The sequence below is a fragment of the Methylophaga sp. SB9B genome, from assembly GCF_004832235.1.
GTDB lineage: Bacteria > Pseudomonadota > Gammaproteobacteria > Nitrosococcales > Methylophagaceae > Methylophaga > Methylophaga muralis.
Genome location: NZ_SSXS01000008.1, coordinates 16,140 through 35,150 on the forward strand (window position 1 = coordinate 16,140; position 19,011 = coordinate 35,150).

23 protein-coding genes are annotated in these 19,011 nt (G+C 43.5%); 9 read left to right on the forward strand and 14 right to left on the reverse strand.

Features of this window, described 5'->3' with window-relative positions; translation table 11 throughout:
* Nucleotides 1-3 precede the first annotated feature (3 nt).
* The 3 genes from E8Q33_RS09690 (at nucleotide 4) to E8Q33_RS16450 (ending at nucleotide 1,054) form a co-directional block, all read left to right on the forward strand.
* Nucleotides 4-285: a DUF2933 domain-containing protein gene (locus E8Q33_RS09690; RefSeq protein ID WP_041354475.1), complete on the forward strand. Its 282-nt coding sequence runs from the start codon at nucleotides 4-6 to the stop codon at nucleotides 283-285.
* A gap of 69 nt (nucleotides 286-354) precedes the next feature.
* The gene (locus E8Q33_RS09695; RefSeq protein WP_104934737.1) at nucleotides 355-771 is read left to right on the forward strand and encodes a hypothetical protein; all 417 of its coding nucleotides are present in this window, start codon (nucleotides 355-357) and stop codon (nucleotides 769-771) included.
* Nucleotides 755-1,054, forward strand: coding sequence for a lycopene cyclase domain-containing protein (locus tag E8Q33_RS16450; protein ID WP_256369456.1), 300 nt, complete (start codon nucleotides 755-757; stop codon nucleotides 1,052-1,054). Before E8Q33_RS09695 ends, E8Q33_RS16450 begins: the two co-directional genes overlap by 17 nt.
* Here the strand turns inward: E8Q33_RS16450 and E8Q33_RS09705 are convergent.
* The 4 genes from E8Q33_RS09705 to E8Q33_RS09725 form a co-directional block, all read right to left on the reverse strand.
* Nucleotides 1,051-1,539, reverse strand: coding sequence for a YHS domain-containing protein (locus E8Q33_RS09705; protein WP_136554448.1), 489 nt, complete (start codon nucleotides 1,537-1,539; stop codon nucleotides 1,051-1,053). The genes E8Q33_RS16450 and E8Q33_RS09705 overlap by 4 nt on opposite strands.
* Nucleotides 1,540-1,934: 395 nt before the next feature.
* Complete coding sequence (locus E8Q33_RS09715) at nucleotides 1,935-3,260, reverse strand: APC family permease (protein WP_136554450.1); 1,326 nt, start codon at nucleotides 3,258-3,260, stop codon at nucleotides 1,935-1,937.
* A 40-nt stretch (nucleotides 3,261-3,300) separates the two neighbouring features.
* Nucleotides 3,301-3,624: a copper resistance protein B gene (locus tag E8Q33_RS09720; RefSeq protein WP_349676071.1), complete on the reverse strand. Its 324-nt coding sequence runs from the start codon at nucleotides 3,622-3,624 to the stop codon at nucleotides 3,301-3,303.
* A complete protein-coding gene (locus tag E8Q33_RS09725; RefSeq protein WP_136554452.1) occupies nucleotides 3,624-3,902 on the reverse strand; it encodes a hypothetical protein in 279 nt (92 codons plus the stop codon). Before E8Q33_RS09725 ends, E8Q33_RS09720 begins: the two co-directional genes overlap by 1 nt.
* Nucleotides 3,903-4,435: 533 nt before the next feature.
* On the opposite strand from E8Q33_RS09725, the gene E8Q33_RS09730 reads away from it, so the two are divergent.
* Nucleotides 4,436-5,713, forward strand: coding sequence for a hypothetical protein (locus E8Q33_RS09730; protein ID WP_136554454.1), 1,278 nt, complete (start codon nucleotides 4,436-4,438; stop codon nucleotides 5,711-5,713).
* 112 nt (nucleotides 5,714-5,825) lie between these two features.
* Here the strand turns inward: E8Q33_RS09730 and E8Q33_RS09735 are convergent, their stop codons facing one another.
* Nucleotides 5,826-6,098: a hypothetical protein gene (locus E8Q33_RS09735; protein ID WP_136554456.1), complete on the reverse strand. Its 273-nt coding sequence runs from the start codon at nucleotides 6,096-6,098 to the stop codon at nucleotides 5,826-5,828.
* 220 nt (nucleotides 6,099-6,318) lie between these two features.
* Here E8Q33_RS09735 and E8Q33_RS15465 point away from each other — a divergent pair, with 220 nt between their 5' ends.
* The gene (locus tag E8Q33_RS15465; protein ID WP_168800185.1) at nucleotides 6,319-6,501 is read left to right on the forward strand and encodes a hypothetical protein; all 183 of its coding nucleotides are present in this window, start codon (nucleotides 6,319-6,321) and stop codon (nucleotides 6,499-6,501) included.
* Between the two features lie 192 nt (nucleotides 6,502-6,693).
* Here E8Q33_RS15465 and cadR read toward each other — a convergent pair whose 3' ends face one another.
* Entirely contained in the window at nucleotides 6,694-7,101 is a 408-nt protein-coding gene (gene cadR, locus E8Q33_RS09745; protein WP_004364961.1) for a Cd(II)/Pb(II)-responsive transcriptional regulator, read from the reverse strand.
* Between the two features lie 95 nt (nucleotides 7,102-7,196).
* Between cadR and E8Q33_RS09750 the strand changes: the two genes are divergently transcribed.
* Genes E8Q33_RS09750 through E8Q33_RS09760 form a run of 3 tightly spaced genes read left to right on the forward strand, consistent with a single transcriptional unit; the run spans nucleotide 7,197 to nucleotide 9,920 of the window.
* Nucleotides 7,197-8,093, forward strand: a complete 897-nt coding sequence (locus E8Q33_RS09750) for a cation transporter (RefSeq protein ID WP_072676343.1) — start codon at nucleotides 7,197-7,199, stop codon at nucleotides 8,091-8,093.
* A 3-nt stretch (nucleotides 8,094-8,096) separates the two neighbouring features.
* Nucleotides 8,097-8,609: a signal peptidase II gene (lspA, locus tag E8Q33_RS09755; protein WP_004863699.1), complete on the forward strand. Its 513-nt coding sequence runs from the start codon at nucleotides 8,097-8,099 to the stop codon at nucleotides 8,607-8,609.
* 21 nt (nucleotides 8,610-8,630) lie between these two features.
* Nucleotides 8,631-9,920 carry an ISL3-like element ISPpu12 family transposase gene (locus tag E8Q33_RS09760; RefSeq protein ID WP_136554460.1) on the forward strand — a complete coding sequence of 430 codons (1,290 nt, stop codon included), beginning with the start codon at nucleotides 8,631-8,633 and terminating at the stop codon, nucleotides 9,918-9,920.
* Between the two features lie 293 nt (nucleotides 9,921-10,213).
* Here E8Q33_RS09760 and E8Q33_RS09770 read toward each other — a convergent pair whose 3' ends face one another.
* The 5 genes from E8Q33_RS09770 to E8Q33_RS09785 form a co-directional block, all read right to left on the reverse strand.
* Nucleotides 10,214-11,092, reverse strand: a complete 879-nt coding sequence (locus E8Q33_RS09770; protein ID WP_136554462.1) for a hypothetical protein — start codon at nucleotides 11,090-11,092, stop codon at nucleotides 10,214-10,216.
* 58 nt (nucleotides 11,093-11,150) lie between these two features.
* Complete coding sequence (locus tag E8Q33_RS15470) at nucleotides 11,151-11,318, reverse strand: hypothetical protein (RefSeq protein ID WP_211116141.1); 168 nt, start codon at nucleotides 11,316-11,318, stop codon at nucleotides 11,151-11,153.
* Nucleotides 11,319-11,410: 92 nt separating this feature from the next.
* Nucleotides 11,411-12,112 (reverse strand): plasmid recombination protein, encoded by a 702-nt coding sequence (locus E8Q33_RS09775; RefSeq protein WP_136554464.1) that lies wholly within the window; start codon nucleotides 12,110-12,112, stop codon nucleotides 11,411-11,413.
* Nucleotides 12,113-12,210: 98 nt separating this feature from the next.
* Nucleotides 12,211-12,396 carry an AlpA family transcriptional regulator gene (locus tag E8Q33_RS09780; RefSeq protein WP_211116142.1) on the reverse strand — a complete coding sequence of 62 codons (186 nt, stop codon included), beginning with the start codon at nucleotides 12,394-12,396 and terminating at the stop codon, nucleotides 12,211-12,213.
* A gap of 515 nt (nucleotides 12,397-12,911) precedes the next feature.
* Nucleotides 12,912-14,072, reverse strand: a complete 1,161-nt coding sequence (locus E8Q33_RS09785; RefSeq protein WP_168800187.1) for a site-specific integrase — start codon at nucleotides 14,070-14,072, stop codon at nucleotides 12,912-12,914.
* 629 nt (nucleotides 14,073-14,701) lie between these two features.
* Between E8Q33_RS09785 and E8Q33_RS09790 the strand changes: the two genes are divergently transcribed.
* The gene (locus E8Q33_RS09790) at nucleotides 14,702-16,474 is read left to right on the forward strand and encodes a methanol/ethanol family PQQ-dependent dehydrogenase (protein WP_136554467.1); all 1,773 of its coding nucleotides are present in this window, start codon (nucleotides 14,702-14,704) and stop codon (nucleotides 16,472-16,474) included.
* A 101-nt stretch (nucleotides 16,475-16,575) separates the two neighbouring features.
* Here E8Q33_RS09790 and tatC read toward each other — a convergent pair whose 3' ends face one another.
* From tatC to E8Q33_RS09810, 3 genes are all read right to left on the reverse strand, one after another.
* Nucleotides 16,576-17,313: a twin-arginine translocase subunit TatC gene (gene tatC, locus E8Q33_RS09795; protein WP_069296574.1), complete on the reverse strand. Its 738-nt coding sequence runs from the start codon at nucleotides 17,311-17,313 to the stop codon at nucleotides 16,576-16,578.
* Between the two features lie 409 nt (nucleotides 17,314-17,722).
* Nucleotides 17,723-17,938, reverse strand: coding sequence for a Sec-independent protein translocase subunit TatA (tatA, locus tag E8Q33_RS09805; protein WP_136554469.1), 216 nt, complete (start codon nucleotides 17,936-17,938; stop codon nucleotides 17,723-17,725).
* A gap of 112 nt (nucleotides 17,939-18,050) precedes the next feature.
* The coding region (locus E8Q33_RS09810; RefSeq protein ID WP_136554471.1) for a helix-turn-helix domain-containing protein at nucleotides 18,051-19,011 on the reverse strand (961 nt) is incomplete at its 5' end.

Below are 19,011 nucleotides of genomic sequence, written 5' to 3' on the forward strand. Positions count from 1 at the left end.
TAGATGGCAAGCAAACCCGGTTTTTGGACCAGCCTTCATGGTATGGCAACTCTTATACTTATTGGAGTGGCGCTCTATTTTATTTTCGTTGATCACAGTGCCCACATCCTTCCATATCTTCCATTTCTGATTATTTTGTTGTGTCCACTGATGCATATATTCATGCATAAGGGGCATGGCGATCATGGAGAAAACAGTAAAGACGAACATCAACACCAAGATGCGGAAGAAGCCTATCGCCGTGGTCTGGAAGATGGGCGAAAAAAAACGAATGACCGGCTGTAGTGTCATGTCAGGTCACAACCGTTAAACCAGAGGGGAATCTTCCCCTTGAAGTAAACCTAGGAGATAACTATGAAAAATCTTACCCGATCACTCATCATCACCGCCATCCTTACCGCGCCAGCTTTCGCCCAGGATGACCATCAGCATAATGACAAAATGCAAGACAACACCATGAAAATGCAGGATAAGGGAATGACTTCCATGCATGATCATATGCAGGAAATGCAAGCTCTGATGGACCGAATTCAACAAGAACAGGACCATGAAAAACGCCACCAAATGATGCAGGAACATATGACCGCCATGCAAAAAGGTATGAAAATGATGCATGGGGAGATGAAAGGTAAAACCATGGAACACAAAGGCAAGGAAGACTGCATGAGCATGATGGATGAGCGAATGAATATGATGCAGATGATGATGAACCAGATGGGAGAACATCAGATGGAAGAGAAAAAACTCCGCAAGCATATTCACAAGAAATAGCTGGTTTAGGTGTCCAGCATCCGAACTTCACGATGCTGGCCCCCCTGCACTCAAGAGTTTTTGGGGAAGCGTTCTATTTCTTGTTTATTACGCGATTTTTGTCCTTGGTCTTGAAAGCATTGCACCGGGATACATCGAACGTGTATGGAACCTGGATGCACTGAGTGGCCTGTTTCTTATTGGTATACCCTTGGAAGAGTTACTTTTTGCAGCCAGTTTTGGATATTACTGGACGGGCATTTATGAACATTTGACTTGGAAAAACCAAGTCAGATTTAATTAATGACTGCTATCGTCTTTATAGGGGTGTCCGAGATTACCCAATTCACCTTCCTCACTGAGATGAAGGAGAGCATCGTGAACCTTATCAAGCCACGACTGCTCCATATCTACCCCCGAGGCCAAAATATAATGCTCAATTTCATCAAGTGATATTTGAACCAAATCGTATTCAATTTCAAGCACTTTTTGATTAATTTTAGCTTGCGTCACCCCCATCAATGAATTTAAACCATTAATCAATTTAATTTTTAACTCCTCATTGTCAGGCAGTTCAAGCTTAATAAGTCTCTGTTTATTAACCCTTACACCATGTTGCTTGACTGATTTACCATGCTTGGGATCACCAATGTATAAGCTTGGCCGTTGGTTGAATCTGTCCTGACATTGTTGAGAACAAAACCAAAGATCAATGCCACGGAAATTTACAGATAATTTGTTATCTGCGACGGACATTTCACAAACAGGACAATTTTTTGACGGAAACATCAGAACCTCGCTCTTCTATTAGATATGAAACGCTAGAAAAGATTGTTAGTCACAGCAAAAATACCAGCACTTATGTCTACTGAAGATGACCATAAGCTTAGACCCTCAATAAATCCTGATGGTGAACATACCAGTGTTCGGCTGCCTTTATCTCAATCTTTTTTCTACTGGCTAATCGGTACACGCAATGAAATACAGTAATGCCTGATTAATGAAAGGAATCAATATCAGTATTCCCATCCAACCTGGGCACTCTGTACGCTGACAAAAACGCCAAACCGGAATAACAACGACAATGGCAAACACCAGCATCCACTACCAATGTCATGCGCACATGGTGTTACCAAAAATATTATCAGTCATCATGGTACTGCCCTCCACGTAAAATATTGTAATTAATGATGATGATGTAATTCAGCGGATCTTTTCAGGAAAATTTGCTCAGCAACTGCGATAATAATCATAGTAACAACCGCCACACCAATCACAAATGGATCAGTATTCAGTTTTACCCAGACAAAGCCCCCTAGCGCGAGCAAATCTAAAATAATCGCGGTAGTTGGCACCCATCTATTGGCGTTAATGTCTTCTCGCAAATAACGAAGAACGCCCCAATGAATGGCAATGTCCATAATTAGGTAAAACACGATACCCAGTGCAGCAATTCGAGACAGATCAAAAAATGCCGTCAGAATAAGTCCTAAAACGACCGTGTAGACCAATGTATGCTTTTGAATACTACCCGGCATACCGAAATGTCGATGCGGAACCAGTTTCATTTCCGTCAACATTGCCAGCATTCTTGAAACGGCAAAAATGCTGGCCAGAATACCGCCAGCAGTCGCCATCATGGCAATAGCAACCGTAAACCACACACCATATTCACCCAATGCCGGGCGCGCAGCCGCAGCAAGGGAATAGTCTTGTGTTTTGATGATTTCTGCCAACGATAAATTACTCGCCACAGCAAAACCGACCAAGCCATAAATGACCACACAGGCCGCGATAGAAATAACAATTGCGCGACCTACGTTACGTTTAGGATCTTTTACTTCAGAACCACTGTTAGTAATAGTGGTAAACCCCTTAAAGGCCAGTATCCCCAGTGCCGTTGCACCGAGGAAGTTGCCGAAGGTTCCTGCTTCTCCTGGGCTTGTAAAGTCGACAGAGATACTGTCGGCGATCCAAACACCTACCAATCCAAAAATGAGAATGCCCAGAATTTTCAAAATACCAATGAACGAGGCCACCCCCTGAATCAATTGATTACCTAAAAGGTTAATTATAAAAGCGGCCAAAATGAGCGAGACACCAAGCAAAGGCACCATAATGCCGCTTTGATCCCCACCGAAAAGTTGCATGGTGTATGAACCAAATGTGCGCGCGAGAAAGCTCTGGGCGATCACCATTGAAAAATACATCAGCAAAGCATTAAAAGCCGTTGGCAACCGGTTACCATAAGCTTTATGCAAATACATGCCAATGCCGCCTGCAGAGGGATAAGCGTTAGAAATTTTGATGTATGAATAGGCACTAAAACTAACGATTACTGCGGCGGCTAGAAACGCTAAAGGAAATAAAACACCTGTCATCTGCGCCATTTGCCCGGTAAGCGCAAAGATACCAGCACCAATCATCACACCGGTACCGAGCATAACTGTTCCCGCTAAAGTGAGGCTTCCCTCCTTATAATGCGTTGTTCTGTCGTCATTGTTAGTCATTTACTCTCCCTCTTCAGTTTTACTAATTTTGTTACTCTAGTTAAAACCACATCCGAACCCCGGCAACAAAACCTGTTTCGATTTTATCGCCCCCTTCATCAGAGATTTGATTAGCCTTTTGACCTAAGGCCCGGCTCCAATAAACACCTATGTAAGGTGCAAACTCTCTAGAGATTTCATAGCGATAACGCAGTCCTATTCGAACATCGTTGAATCCACTGGGGCGATCGAACGCTTGGGCATCTGTGAGTCCAGCAGAAACTTCCAAGCGTGGCTGTAAGTACGAAACTTGACTGAGGCGAATGTCGTATTCGGCTTCAAGTGATGCTGCTATGTCGCCATCTTCATTAATGATATCTGAAATTAATGTTGATGCTCAGAAGGTTTTTTAACACCTGCTTCCATATCATGGCCAGCATCACCATCTTTAGACATTACTTCATCTTTAGGCATACATTTCTGCATCATGGCTTGCATGACTGGATCCTTCATATCCATTTTAGAATGATCCATATCTTTCATAGCTGCACAGTTAGGTGCTTCTCCTTTGTTAATATGCTCTTCAGGGTTATGAGCTTGAGCAGATAGAGCCAACATTAATGCTGGCAACGCAACAAAATATGGCAAGGTTTGAAATTTCATAAAGTTAGTCCTAAATAGTATTAAAAGTATGAATAACTTGATTAAAGCAAAAATTATTAGCGGCAACACATAGTTAAATCTTGTCATTGCCTCTTAAGCTACATTTAATTGGATGAGCCAACATCACGATAAATTAAATTTGATTTCCGCTTGACCAGCGTTGGCTCAACTATTAAATCAACCTACTTTGAAGACTAACGGACGATTCTGTCACCTTGATGACCTAAACATTACAAAAACCTAATCCTTATGTAATCCTTTTTTTTTACCGTTTGTAGAGCATACGAACTATATTCTGCCCTACCTGCCTTTGTTAATTATTCTTTTGTGTTCACGATTTCCTTTGCTTATTACAAGGATTATGTAAGCCTCAGGCAGAATGTTCATCCTGTTTAACTATAGAGGACGTCCAACAAAGGGGCTTTAAGCAGGCTGGTAAAGATTGCAATAACGGTCACTAATCAAACTAAACACCTATGATTTAAAGTTAACCGTTGGACATTAATATAACGTTTTCCGACAGAGGAGAATCAATGAAAAAAATCGATAGTTCTCAAGAGCAGACAAGATCACAACGGCTAAACCATCACTGTACCTGCGTTACTCTAGATTGGTCAGCGATTATTCGCGATCTCAACAACCAATTGGGTGATAACGCTGAAGGCATCCTGTCTACTTCGGGCATGCGCCAATTCTTCTCAAATGCCGCGATTTTTGTTCCAAGTTCTGATCTTGAACAAATGCAGGCGATTGTTAAGGCAATCGAATCCGCTGCTTCACTTGCAGAATATCAGCAACAGATCATGTCTTGGGCACCTGAGAGTGCACGGCATAATCCCGGTCCAGTAGGCGCTTTTATGGGCTATGATTTCCACCTCAGTGAGGATGGTCCTCGTCTTATCGAAATCAATACCAATGCCGGTGGCGCTTTTCTTAATGCCATCCTGACTCGCGCCCAACTAAAATGTTGTAGCGGCAATACACAGGCGTCTTGGGCAAAAGATTTCGATGAAGCAGTCATTGCGCAATTTATAAGTGAATGGCGGGCCCAGAGAGGTAGCGGACAACCTGAGCGAATTGCAATCATCGACGATGCACCGGAAGAACAACATCTCTATCCGGAGTTCAAACTCGCGCAACAGCTATTCATCCAACATGGCATTGATGCCGTCATACTTTCACCAACGGATCTCAAATACGAATCAGGAGTCTTGTATGGTGATAACCAGAAAATCGATTTGGTTTACAACCGTCTGGTCGACTTTGGACTAGATGCACCTGAACATGCTGCTTTGCGTTTTGCTTGGTTAGAATGTGGCGCAGTTATCACCCCGAATCCTTATACACACGCCCTATTTGCTGATAAGCGAAACTTGGCCTTAATGTCAGATCAGCAGACTCTACTAGATTGGGGGTTAAGTACTGAAAATGCTGAACTTTTAAAAAAGGGTATTCCCCACACCATTCAGGTTACCGCCCATGATGAGCAATCACTCTGGCAACAACGGCGGCAGTGGTTTTTTAAACCGGTGGCAGGTCATGGCAGCAAGGGTGTCTATCGCGGCAGCAAGCTGACCAAAAGCACATTTGCACGTATTCTTGAAAGTGATTATGTTGCACAGGCCTATGTGCCACCCTCAGAACGTGTTGTGATGGTTGATAACGAACGTGAAATGCTTAAGGTTGATGTGCGATTGTATACTTACCGAGGGGAATTATTACTTGCTGCAGCAAGACTTTATCGAGGTCAAGCTACCAACTTACGTACACCGGGTGGTGGATTTGCACCTCTACTTTTGCAGCAAAGTTAGAAGAATGTGAATCAACATCTCGGCGTAATTGTTTATCGAGCCGCATCACCAGCCGGAAGAGTTTATCGCCCTCATAAATCAGCCTCAGATCCTGACCGCCAATGACCATTTGCTAGGCATTTTGTAAGGTTGCAATGTCCAGTCCCAGCAGGGTCAGATGTTCTCGCTGCGGATTAATTGATAACATCGGCAAACTGGTCACTTGTTCCATGCGCACATCTTTAGCGCCACTAATCTGTGCAACTGCTGCGGATGAAACGTACTCAGAGTCAGAACTATCTAGGAGGCAGACTCCGCCAGATAAAATATTTAAGTTAATAGTCGTTTTTATATGTGGTTTTTGTTTATTAGGATATACAGGTGGTATTTGTGTATTCCCCAACACCGAAGTACTAGTCCTCACACATTAAATTCTTATTAAATTTATGACTGTGTCTGTTGAGCTAAGCGACGGAGCTTTCATGCAAGTAATAATTTACTTCGGGACTGTGTTAAATCAGGTATTGCTATGTTTGTGGAGAAACAACAGTTAATTTGAGATTAATCTCACCACGGCTGTACATCTGAGTTAACGCATCAAAATAAATTTTCTTTAGTGCGATTTAATGGCTCAATATGAAGTAGAGATTCGGGATGTTGAAAAACTGAGCTGTAAAGCAGCCTCTGAGTCTTCGGGTTTTGTCTGTGACGTAAAAGTAACATCATTTTCTGAGTTCACTGGAGAGCAATCAGCAGCCTCCAGCATTCGACTTGTTGAGAGTGATGACGGTTGGGAAGTCATTCAATAATAAAAAGCAAAACCTAAAAGAAGTACTCACCAGCGCAGTAATGGTTTCGATTCTTTTTTTGTTATTCCCAGCGACAGTAAGCTTTCCTAATACACTTATTATTCAGGGTAAGCGGATTAAATGGTTGATCTTACCTTTGCATGAGAGTGAGACAGACCGGCATCTCATCGGATTATCTGGTTGATGCTTCACCTACTGCTGGTGCATGTTTCCTTCGCTAATTCCAGCAAGAACCCCACACGCCTCAACTTCCCGGTCATCGTTGCAACTCGCTCTCAGTGAAACGAGTTGTTTCTCAAGCGCTTGCAGAGCGGTTATCTGCGACCGCACATGAGAGATGTGATCATCGAGCAAGGCGTTGACGGCGGTACAAGGCTGATGAGGGTCGTCCTGATAGCTCTGTAGTTCGTGAATCTCAGCCAGTGACAGGCCTAGGATTCTGCAGCGACGGATGAAGGCCAGCCCCTCACCATGCTTCTCGGTATAGACACGGTAACCGTTGTCCTGCCGATCAGGCGGCGGCAACAAGCCCTGCTGTTCATAGAAGCGGATCGTCTGTGTTTCGACCCCTACCAACTGCGCCAACTGACCAATGCGCATCAGCCTCCTCCCCAACGGATTCTTTACTCTATTGACCTTATAGTAGCTTTATAGTTTTAAATGGTACCACAACATTGTTCAAGTGGAGTCGTATCATGAGCAAATCCTGTGGTGGCGCCTGTGGCGGTGATGCAACGTCCGCAGCGGATACCGATATACAGGCCTCCTCCGAGGCGCCAGGGAGATGGGTCAGTGTTTATGCCGTGCCGAAGATGGACTGTCCATCAGAAGAACGAATGATTCGCCTAGCCCTGAACGGCTTTGAGGAGATTCGGGCGCTGTCCTTCGACTTGTCGAACCGCCGGCTGAAGGTCGTGCATGACGGCGAGGTCGAGCCCGTCACCTCGAAACTGAAGACCTTGGGGCTAGGCGCCTCGCTTCAGGAAACCGTCGCTGCAAATCCGGAGACCATCAAGGCCGCCGAGTTTTCGGCAGCTTCTGCTAAGCAAGAATCCGGGACCCTGCGCTGGTTGCTCGGCATCAATGCACTTCTGTTCGTGGTGGAAATGACTGCCGGTCTGATGGCTCAGTCAACTGGCCTCATTGCAGAGTCCCTGGACAATTTTGCTGATGCGGCAGTGTACGGACTCGCTCTTTATGCGGTTGGGCATAGCGTGAAAAGGCAGGTCCGTGTTGCGCACGTTGCTGGTGTGGTCCAACTGGTTTTGGCTGTTGGCGTACTCGTAGAGGTCGTGAGGCGCTTTGTATTCGGTAGTGAGCCTGAATCGCTGGTGATGATAGCCATCGCATTCGTCGCATTGATTGCCAATACCGCCTGTCTGCTGATGGTATCCAAACATCGAGGGGGCGGAGCTCATATGAAGGCTAGCTGGATATTTTCGGCCAACGACGTGGTGATCAACCTGGGGGTCATCACCGCCGGCGCCCTGGTCGCGTGGACCGGGTCCAATTATCCGGATCTGATTATCGGCACCATCGCGGGGGTCATTGTACTTAACGGTGCCAGACGCATTCTGGCGTTGAAGGGTTAAATAATGCTCATTATTGGCAAAAAGCTCTCGCCGTATGCCCTATTGTCCATATCGGGCCTGCTGGCAGCGTCTGATCAGGCTGTAAAGTGGCTGGTGCAGCAATCAATGGCCTATGGCGAGTATGTTTCGGTGACCCCGTTCTTTAACTGGGTGCACCTATGGAACACCGGTGCCGCATTCAGTCTTTTTGCGAATGGTGGAGGCTGGCAGCGCTACTTTTTTATCGGAATCGCGGTAGTGGTCTCGATTTTTCTGATCAAGCTGATCCTTGAAAATCGTCATAAAGGAGAAGCCATCGCTTACAGTCTTATCCTCGGTGGCGCCATGGGCAACCTGATTGACCGGGTCTTTCGCGGCTATGTTGTGGATTCCTTTGATTTCTATTGGCGAGACTGGCATTGGCCGGCCTTCAACCTGGCTGATATTGCAATTGTCCTCGGTGCCTTACTTTTCGTTTCCAGCAGCTTGTTGGGTAAAAAAGCAAACACCAATGCCGAGCCGGATGGATCTGACTGACACCTACGCCTATACAACACCATGACCGAACTTCCCGACAACATCCTTCACCTGCCGCAATACCAAGTACTGGGCTGCAAATCAACCGACGACGAAATGCACTTCCAGGTGGACGTGCCCGATCCCATCGCCTGCGAGGAATGCGGCGTGCAGGGTGAGTTCGTACGGTTCGGCAAGCGTGACGTTCCCTATCGTGATCTGCCCATCCACGGCAAGCGGGTCACTCTCTGGGTGGTCCGCCGCCGATACACCTGCCGGGCCTGCAAGACAACATTCAGGCCCCAGCTACCGGAGATGGTGGACGGATTCCGTATGACACTGCGGCAGCATGAGTACGTGGAGAAGGAATCCTTCAACCACCCCTACACCTTTGTGGCGGCACAGACCGGCCTGGACGAGAAGACGGTGCGCGACATCTTCAACGCCCGCGCCGAGTTCCTGGGGCGCTGGCACCGCTTCGAGACGCCCCGCATCCTGGGCATTGACGAGCTATACCTGAACAAGCGCTACCGCTGCATTCTGACCAACATTGAGGAGCGAACCCTGCTCGACCTGCTGGCCACCCGCCGCCAGGACGTGGTGACCAACTACCTGATGAAGCTGAAAGACCGGCAGAAGGTCGAGATCGTCAGCATGGACATGTGGAACCCCTACCGGGCAGCGGTCAAGGCTGTGCTGCCCCAGGCCCGTATCGTGGTCGATAAGTTCCATGTGGTGCGCATGGCCAACGATGCCCTAGAGAGAGTGCGCAAGGGCCTCAGAAAGGAGCTGAAACCGTCCCAGAGCCGGACTCTCAAGGGAGACCGGAAAATCCTGCTGAAACGCGCTCACGAAGTCTCAGACCGGGAGCGCCTCATCATGGAGACCTGGACAGGCGCGTTCCTGCAACTGCTGGCCGCCTACGAGCACAAGGAGCGCTTCTACGGCATCTGGGACGCCACCACACGGCTCCAGGCAGAAGCCGCCCTGGACGAGTGGATAGCCACCATCCCGAAGGGCCAAAAGGAAGTCTGGAGCGATCTGGTCAGGGCAGTGGGAAACTGGCGCGAAGAGACCATGACCTACTTCGAGACGGACATGCCCGTCACCAACGCTTACACGGAGTCCATCAACCGACTGGCCAAGGACAAGAACCGTGAAGGGCGCGGTTACTCCTTCGAGGTGATGCGGGCACGAATGCTCTACACCACGAAGCACAAGAAGAAGGCACCGACTGCGAAGGTCTCTCCTTTCTACAAGAAAACCATCGGTTACGGACTGCCGGACTTCGCAGAGGGACTCAACTACGGAGTCGATCTATCAACCATCTGAGGGTGGTATCAGATTGATGGGGTGAAGGTGCCCCATCAACCATTAAATCCGTATACCCTGTTTATATTAGGTAGTGTGCATTGACTTAGTAATAATTTGGGATAAAAGTTGAGTATTGCTAAAGGCTTCAACCCCCTCTTCTGCTGTGTATGCATAGCTACAACAGTCAAACTGGAGTACGAAGCTATGCATTCAACGTTCGTATCAGCCATGGAGACATAAAGTTTGCGGCATCATGATGTCAGCGCAAGTTATGATAGATTGCTCAATCTGTAAGATTTTATGTTATGGGATTATTCTTGAAAGATATACGTCATGCTAGAAGATAAATTGCTTGGCAAACTTACTGGCTCATTAAATATTGTTGATAAAAGGAACATTAAAGTTATAAGTATCGAATATGCTTTGTAGTGGCAATTTTTCTTATGGTTCACCTTTAATTGTTGCTTCAAACTCTTACATTTAAGAGATATTTCAATCTTCTCAGTCATGATCTGGTTAGATGAAACTTTATGATTTTCAGTCTGAATTTTTTGCTCTTTAAGCTGTTTTAGAAGGCTGTTATTTATCGCCTTTATGTCTGAAATCTCATTGATTTTCTCTACTTCATCGACTTTTCTTTGCTCTAGCGCATCTAATGCACTGGCTTGCCGAACTAAAGATTCTTTAAAACTATTAAAATTTAAATATTGAGGTATAAATGTTTTATTTACAGAAGGACTTTTCGCTGCTTCTTTTCGCTGTTTGGAACTAACTTTATGTTTGTGGTTATTCTTAATCATTTCATGCCACTCTATGGCATTGCATGGAAAGTCATTTTTTAACGTTCTGTGAGTATTAGTAATGGCACTCTTACTGACCTGTAATTCTCGAAGATAAGGGTATTTGATAACTATCGAATATGCATTACGCCAATTTTTCCATCTATCATAACTCCAGCCTAAATGTTCAACGAATGCTTTCCATGATTTAAAACCTTGCTGTCCTACCAAACTGCCCTGAATTTCTTGATTTGAGGGCGTACCGTGCTTTCCTAAAAAAGGAATATTCTGGTAGCAAAATTCCACTGTATCAATCCACCCATTTTTACGTTCTAGAGCGAGCATGTCACTCAGCTGCAGCTTAAATAGTTCAGCATCTTTTATGTCAATAAACTTGGCGTTTGCTGCCATTATTCATTACCTCAATACGTAATAGGGTAAAAATTACCCCTTTCTGTTATGGTTTAATTCACCTAGGACTATAGTTATCGTCACCTTCTACTTGTTGATATTGCTCAACTAAGGCCTGACTTTTAGCTAATTCTTTTTTCAAAGCTGCATTTTCTACTTGGATTGCTTCCCAATGTGAAAGATTGTTTTGCATGTGCTCATATTTCTGATTGAGAGCCATAATCATCTGTTGTAATTTCTGTATCTGTGCCTGATTCTCAAGCTCTGTTGCTTTAAACTTTTTATCAGCCTCGGCTTGCTTATCCTTAATTGTTTTCTCTAAATGCTCAAGATAATCAGCTGACTGCTCTTCAGCATTTTTTTGATGCTCAAGTAAACATCCCTTGTGTAGCGTTTTCGAGCTGGACCAATACGTGCTATATCATGGTGACTCGATACCTGTTCAAAAAATAAATCTTGTAACTTAGACATCTCTGAACGGTATGTACCTGTATAGGTTGTGTCTATCTTTTTGTATTCTTTGGCAGCAAATCCAGGGTGGAGACGTTTAGCGTTAGCATCTATTGTATAAACATGGATGTGAAAATAACTTTCGTCTATGTGGAGTACGGCAGAATCAATTTCACCAAATTGATTTTGATGGAACTCTATACAATCTTTGAAAAAGTCATCCATTGCATCGTGTTTTACCTTTCCGATTTTGACGGGATAACTGTATACAGCAGCAAGCAAAACGTGCGCATCAAACCGAACAGCTCGTTTTTTTAGCCCCCCATGCTTGGTATCCATTATATTTTGACCAGTGTCTTTCAGTAGTTTTTCAAGTCTTTTTGGCAAATCCTCAAGAGGTTTACCTGAAATTAATCTCACTGATTGAGGGACCTTGACGTGATTGCAACTCCCTTTAAATCTGATAGCCTCTTTCACGATTTTATCCACGGTGTTGCCATACTTCTTGGATGACAAACTGGATATCTTTCTTGGATATGTCTTTACGTGCATAAACTGGCTGAGTGTCATAATAAATTTCCTTGCTTAATATAGTAATGCTGAGCTCAAAAAGGTTGATTGATCTACTAACCTATAACCGACTATAGGTTAATGATTTATTGATCAGCTCATGCAGCCCTTCCCTTAGCCACAAATTCTTTAATATCTGCAAGCTCGTACCTTACAGATCCGCCCACTTTATGAAAATTGGGACCTTGACCCGAACTACGCCAATTCGCCAATGTTTGAGTGGAAACCTTTAATAGCTGTGCAACATCCGCAGCTGTCATTAGTTCAAAAATATTGCTGTCCATATTTACCTCTGGTTGTTGTTTACATATGAACAGTATACGGAAGATAAACCACCTTGATAACACCTAACACATTGATATTTATAATGTTTACTAGGTATAGCATCTTACTGTACATTTAATTATCGTTTGATAATTGCCATACAAGCGAAAAAGACAATAAAAATGGTGATTGGAGATAATTGAGATAAGGAAAATTTGATGTGAAGGGGATTTCATTAAATCACAGTAACCGCTTAGTTTAAGTATGCAATCTTCAGTTTGTTATGCTCATACTTGCCTGCGTTTGAAACTTTTTCTGAACAGAATAAAGTGTTTTTTCGTAGATTAGAGGCTCATCAATTTTGACGTTGATCAATTCTTGATAACTGATTTTGTTAACATTAGGCTGAATTCGGCCAGCGATTTTCGAGGGCTGTTACTTTTGGTACGCTTTTTAAGAATAGCTTCTTGTTTTTTCTTGCGTTTAAATAGCTCTCGGTCAATCAAAACAATTTACAAAGTTTTTTATCGTTTCGTTAAGCTTTCACTGTTTCATCTATAAGTTGTGACACCTGATTAAAAGCTTTTCTCAAAGTATCTTGCTCAGTAATGATATATCCACCAGTAACATCACTATCTGTGACATGATCCAACATTCTTTTGATGAGAGTCGTAGGTAGCCCGCAAGCTTCAGCAAGAGTAGCAAAGGTACGTCTAAGATCATGGCTACTAAACTTAAGATTTATATGATTAATAATGCGATTGATCTGTTTTTTAGGCACCCACATAGGATTATCTCCATCTAAATTTGGAAACACCCAAATGTTAGTTCCTGTCTCTTTGTGTAATTCTTCCAATGTAGGTATTAATCGATCTGGAATGGGCAGCATCACATCTGTGCCTGTCTTGGTATCAAATTTTGCCGTTTTGCCGTCAAGATCTACATTGCACCATTTTAAAGATAGCGCACTGCTGCTTCTAACCCCCATGCGAAGCAACATCAATAAATATGTTTTAGCTTTCTGATTCGTCAATTGCTCTACTGCATCAAGCCAGTTTTTTAATTTATTACTAGGAATAACTCGCTTTGAACGATTATTTTTATGCCAAAGCCTGCCATTTTTCAGTACCTTCGTTGGTGATTCTTCAATTAACTCAAGTGCTACTGCATAAAGCATTAATAAGCGAAAAATTCGCATAGTTCCATTAGCCGTTGTTTTACCAATTTCACTCAGCTCCTTAAACTTTGTCTGAACATCATGTGATGATATCGCTGAGACAGGCTTGCTCAGCCAATCACTCAAGTACTTCTCAGTTTTATATTGATAATCTTCGATTGTTTTAGGCTGAAGGCTTCTATTATCCAAATACAGAACAAGCAAATCAGCCAATGTGGTTCTGAGCTTCTCTTTCTTTCGCTTATTCAAAATTGGATCTTCATTCCTGGCCAATGCCAGTAATAAATGCTGAGCTTGCACACGGGCATCTTTAACATTCCAATCGGAACATTTCCCAATTGTGATGTTACGAAGTCTTCCCTGAACTCGCTTTCTGACTATATATGATCGATTACCTGACGAACTAATTCGGCATATGAGCTTGGATTGTTCAATATCTGTATATTCCATATATCCAGATTCAGGAACTGCAAGATTTTTGATTCTTGCTTGTGTAAAAATAATTTGGTTCGTCGCCACCCCAATCTCCAATGTAACTGCTATGTAACTTTTGAAAGTGATATCTCGGTAAAGATCGGGATCTAAAATGAAATACACTTTCTTCAAGTATCACATAAGCGACTGTCCTTGTTAATATTTTGGGAATTTTATTTGGATTAGCAATATAACCTGTATATGACTGTTAATCATTGGGTCGCTGGTTCGAGTCCAGCTCGGGGAGCCAATGATTTAAAGAACCTCAGCAAGTACTTCTTCTGAGGTTTTTTTATGTCTGAAATTTGCCGATCAAACCTTATATAGATCGATAATTGCAATCCGGTTTTCATCCAGCCTGTTCAAATCAAAATCGACATATCTGGTTAATCAAAAAACACTATTTATAGTCGTTTATAAGCTATCACCCTCTTTTATTTTTCCAAACCTTATATATGTGTACTTCACCGAATAAATTGTTTCACTCTACGCCATCTCCCCGCTAAACCTTATTCGAGTCCACTTGACTGTGGTTCCACAGCCTCCAAAAAAGATTCGGACACACAGGCCATTAATTGTGTTTCCTCGTTGCTAATATCCTCACACCGTTCAAAAGCCTATTTCGCTTCTCATTACTAATGGCTTGTTATGGCGGCTAACATAGAGGAAACAACATGACTAAAACAAAATTATCATTACTGATGCTGTCCCTGACGCTTCCTGGTTACAGCGTTGCAGATGAATTACGCGAAATGCAGAAAAACCCTGACACCTGGGTGATGTCAGCGGGTGATTATGCCAACACACGTTATAGCCAATTGTCTGAAATCAACCTCGACAATGTGAAAGATCTGAAAATGGCCTGGTCATTCTCTACCGGCGTGTTACGTGGCCATGAAGGTAATTCACTGATTATTGATGATGTGATGTATGTACACACGCCATTTCCGAACATCGTCTTCGCATTAGATTTAAACAATGACGGCGCGATCAAATGGAAATATGAACCCAAACAAAATTACGATGAAACCGTTCCCGTCATGTGCTGTGACGTAGTTAATCGTGGCCTGTCTTATGGTGACGGCAAGATTTTCCTGAATCAAGCTGACACCACATTGGTTGCTTTGGATGTCGAAACCGGTGAAGTGATCTGGTCCGACAAACGTGACGATCCAAGAACTGGTGCCACCAATACCGGCAACGCCAATGTGTTTAAAGACAAAATCATTGTTGGTATTTCAGGTGGTGAATTCGGTGTGCGTGGCTATGTTCAAGCATACGATATGAGTGGCAAAACACTTTATAAAGCCTACAGTACCGGACCGGATGACGAAATGATGGTCGATCCGCAAAACACCACGGCTATGCTGCAACCCATCGGTAAAGATTCTTCATTGAACTCCTGGCAAGGTGAACAATGGAAAATCGGTGGTGGCACCACATGGGGCTGGTTCTCTTATGATCCGGATATGGACCTCTATTACTACGGTACTGGTAACCCATCTACCTGGAATCCACTACAACGTCCCGGTGATAACAAGTGGACCATGTCCCTGTTTGCTCGTGATTTAGATACTGGTGTCGCCAAATGGATCTATCAGATGACCCCGCATGATGAGTGGGACTATGACGGTGTGAATGAAAACATTCTGGTAGACCAAAAAATCAAAGGCAAAATGCGACAAATGCTGGTGCATTTTGACCGTAATGGCTTTGGTTACACCATGGATCGTGCAACAGGTGAATTGCTGGTCGCAGAAAAATTCGACCCTAGTGTTAACTGGGCCGATAGCGTTAGTCTGAAAACTGGATTGCCAGATCGAGTCGCTAAATATTCACCGGCAGCTAATGGTGAAGATACGCAAACCACCGGTATCTGCCCTGCGGCACATGGTGCAAAAGATCAGCAACCGGCAACCTTCTCACCAAAAACAGGTTTGTTCTATGTTCCAACCAACCATATCTGTATGGATCTGGAACCATTTGAAGTTGAGTTTGTGGCTGGTCAGCCGTATGTTGGTGCAGAAGTAAACATGTATCCAGCGACCAAAGACAATATGGGTAACTTTATTGCCTGGGATGCCCGCGAAGGCAAAATCGTCTGGTCCAATCCTGAACGGTTCTCAGTTTGGTCAGGTGCAATGGTTACCGCTGGTGATGTTGTTTTCTACGGCACCTTAGAAGGCTATATCAAAGCGCTTGACGCTCATAATGGTCGTGAACTTTGGCGCTTTAAAACCGCGTCAGGCATTGTCGGCAACGTCAATTCCTACAAACATAACGGTAAACAATACATCTCTATCTTGTCAGGCATTGGTGGTTGGGCCGGTATCGGTATGACCAACAATCTTGAGAATGACAGCGATGGTTTAGGCGCCGTTGGTGCATACAGGTCACTCTCTAACTGGACATCGTTGGGTGGTGTGTTGAGTGTGTTTAGTTTGTAATTTGATTTAACAGCAGCTTCATAATTTGGCCCGGCACTAGTTATAGTGTCGGGCTTTTTTTAGATTAGGAACCTAATTTATTATTAAAAGCTCGCTTACTATCAGAGTTGTTTGGCTCTAATTTGGACTTTGTTTTTTGAAATACTCGCCACTAAAATTCCCACTTCGTATAACAACCACATCGGTATTGCCAACATAAACTGAGAAATCACATCGGGAGGAGTCACTACGGCACCTAAAGCAAAGGCTCCAACAATAACGTAAGATCTAGCATTTCGCAGTGCCTCTATACTCACCACACCAGCTTTGACTAATAAAACCACCACAACTGGTGTTTCAAAAGCCAGACCAAATGCGATAAATAAGCTAATTGCGAAGTCTAGATATTTACTAATATCCGTCATTACTGCAACACCCTCTGGTGCAGTACTTGTAATAAATCCAAAGACAACGGGAAATACCAGAAAATACGCAAAAGCCATTCCGCTTATGAGTAGTAATACACTTGAAATAACCAGTGGGGCAATCAAACGTCGCTCATTATTGTATAGACCGGGCGCAATGAAAGCCCATACTTGATAAAGCGTATGTGGAGACGCTAACAAAAAAGCAACAAGCAACACCATTTTCATAGGTACAAAAAATGGGGTTGTAACTTCCGTTGCTATCATCTGGCCTCCCACGGGAAGGCTGTTCAACAATGGGGTTGCCAGAATGTGATAAATTTCATTCGCAAAAGGAAACAAAGCAAAACTAATCAACAATATACCAATAACGATGCGTAATAAGCGATCACGCATCTCTACTAAGTGTGAGAAGAGATTATTTTGAGTCGTCAATTAGATAAACTCCTCTTCATAGGCTCTGAATCTATATCGCTAGTGTTGTTTAACGGTGTGATCGGGGAGTCAAAATCGTCTTTTGGTTCAATGTCAGGTTTCATCGTCTCTGTGTTTTGATGAATAACCGATTGAACTGGCTGCATACCCTGGCGTAGTTCCTCACTTAATCCTAAGTCATGGTTTCGTAATTCCCTTTGTAATTGCTTCAAATCTTCAGACTTGAGTTCCTTGTCAATTTCAGACTTTATACTGGAAGTGAATCGCTGCATGCGCCCCAGAAGTAAACCTGCTGTTCGAGCCACTTTAGGAAGCTTATCGGGCCGATAACTATTAATGCTACAACGCCAATAACAAGCAATTCTGGGAAAGCAATATTAAACATTAGTTAAATACACCTATCCCTAACTTACTGATTTTCTTTGTGAGTAACTTTGCTATCCATATTTTGAGTTATCTCGGTGCTGTCTAATGTTGCAGTGGGCTTTTCCGCATTAATAGCATCCTTGAAACCCTTAACAGCCCCTCCAAGGTCCCCTCCAAAATTACGTAGTTTTTTTGTCCCAAAAACTAAAACGACAATTACCAACACGACAATCAATTGCCAGATACTAAATGCACCCATTTCTCACCCCTATTTATTTAGCTTGGCAACAATTTCAACCACCAAGGTTTTATTAATTTATTAAAAATTCTAATCACTAGAAAATTACGGAATCATTTCTGGTGGTAATGCTTCATTTAAATAGTGCTTTCGAATACTGCAAAGTTTCACTTGGGCATTCCCCAAATAGTTCTCTGTAATAACGAGAAAATAGACTCATATGCCAAAAACCCCACTTTGCTGCCACGTTGGCAATAGTGGTTTCATAAGGGAATGATTGCAGTTCAGAACGAACACGATGTAAGCGAAGATTACGCATATACTCAACCGGAGTTATTCCCAGAACACGTGAAAACGCGTGATTCAAAGTACGGCGGCTTATGCATAAATTGATACAGATTTCGCCTATGGTTAGGCAATCACCATCAATAGATAAAGTTAACTCACGTACCCGATTAACAATATAGCGATGAATACGTTGATCATAATGTCTTTCCTGACCATCACTGGCATGAAGCAGAGCCTGAAGACAAGTGTCCAACAAGTTATCCTCAAAATGACGCAAGATGTGTTGGATATTGGGGTTACCACCACTTTTAGAAATATAGTTAGTACTACTGTTCAAAGCAGCCAATAATCTATGAGCAACATCAGTTGGGATAATTTCAACTGGATTGACATTATCCATGAGCTTTCTTAAGTTTATGCCTTCGACCTGACCGGCGTATTCCTCAAGATGTTGAGCAGAAATAACCGCGGCAGTGATTTCCGAAAAATGAGAAGTCCTGAAAAGAAGCTCAGCATTCTTATCCAACGTAATCAATGAATCAGCCTTAACCTGTTCCCCACCCCAAGATGCATTACCCTCAATGATTGTTGGTAATCCGATGACATAAGTATCTTCTGGGGCACTGGCGATCTGATCCACGGCACGATTCATACTCTCTCGAAATATCTGCATATTTCGACCAGTGACGCTCGTAATTGATCCTGTAAAGGAACCTCTGTCTAATTGGGTATAATCCTGCGACCAAAAAGGCAATGCTTCTGCTTGTTCCAGTACATCTCGTGAAGTTCGCTCAACCAAATGCATT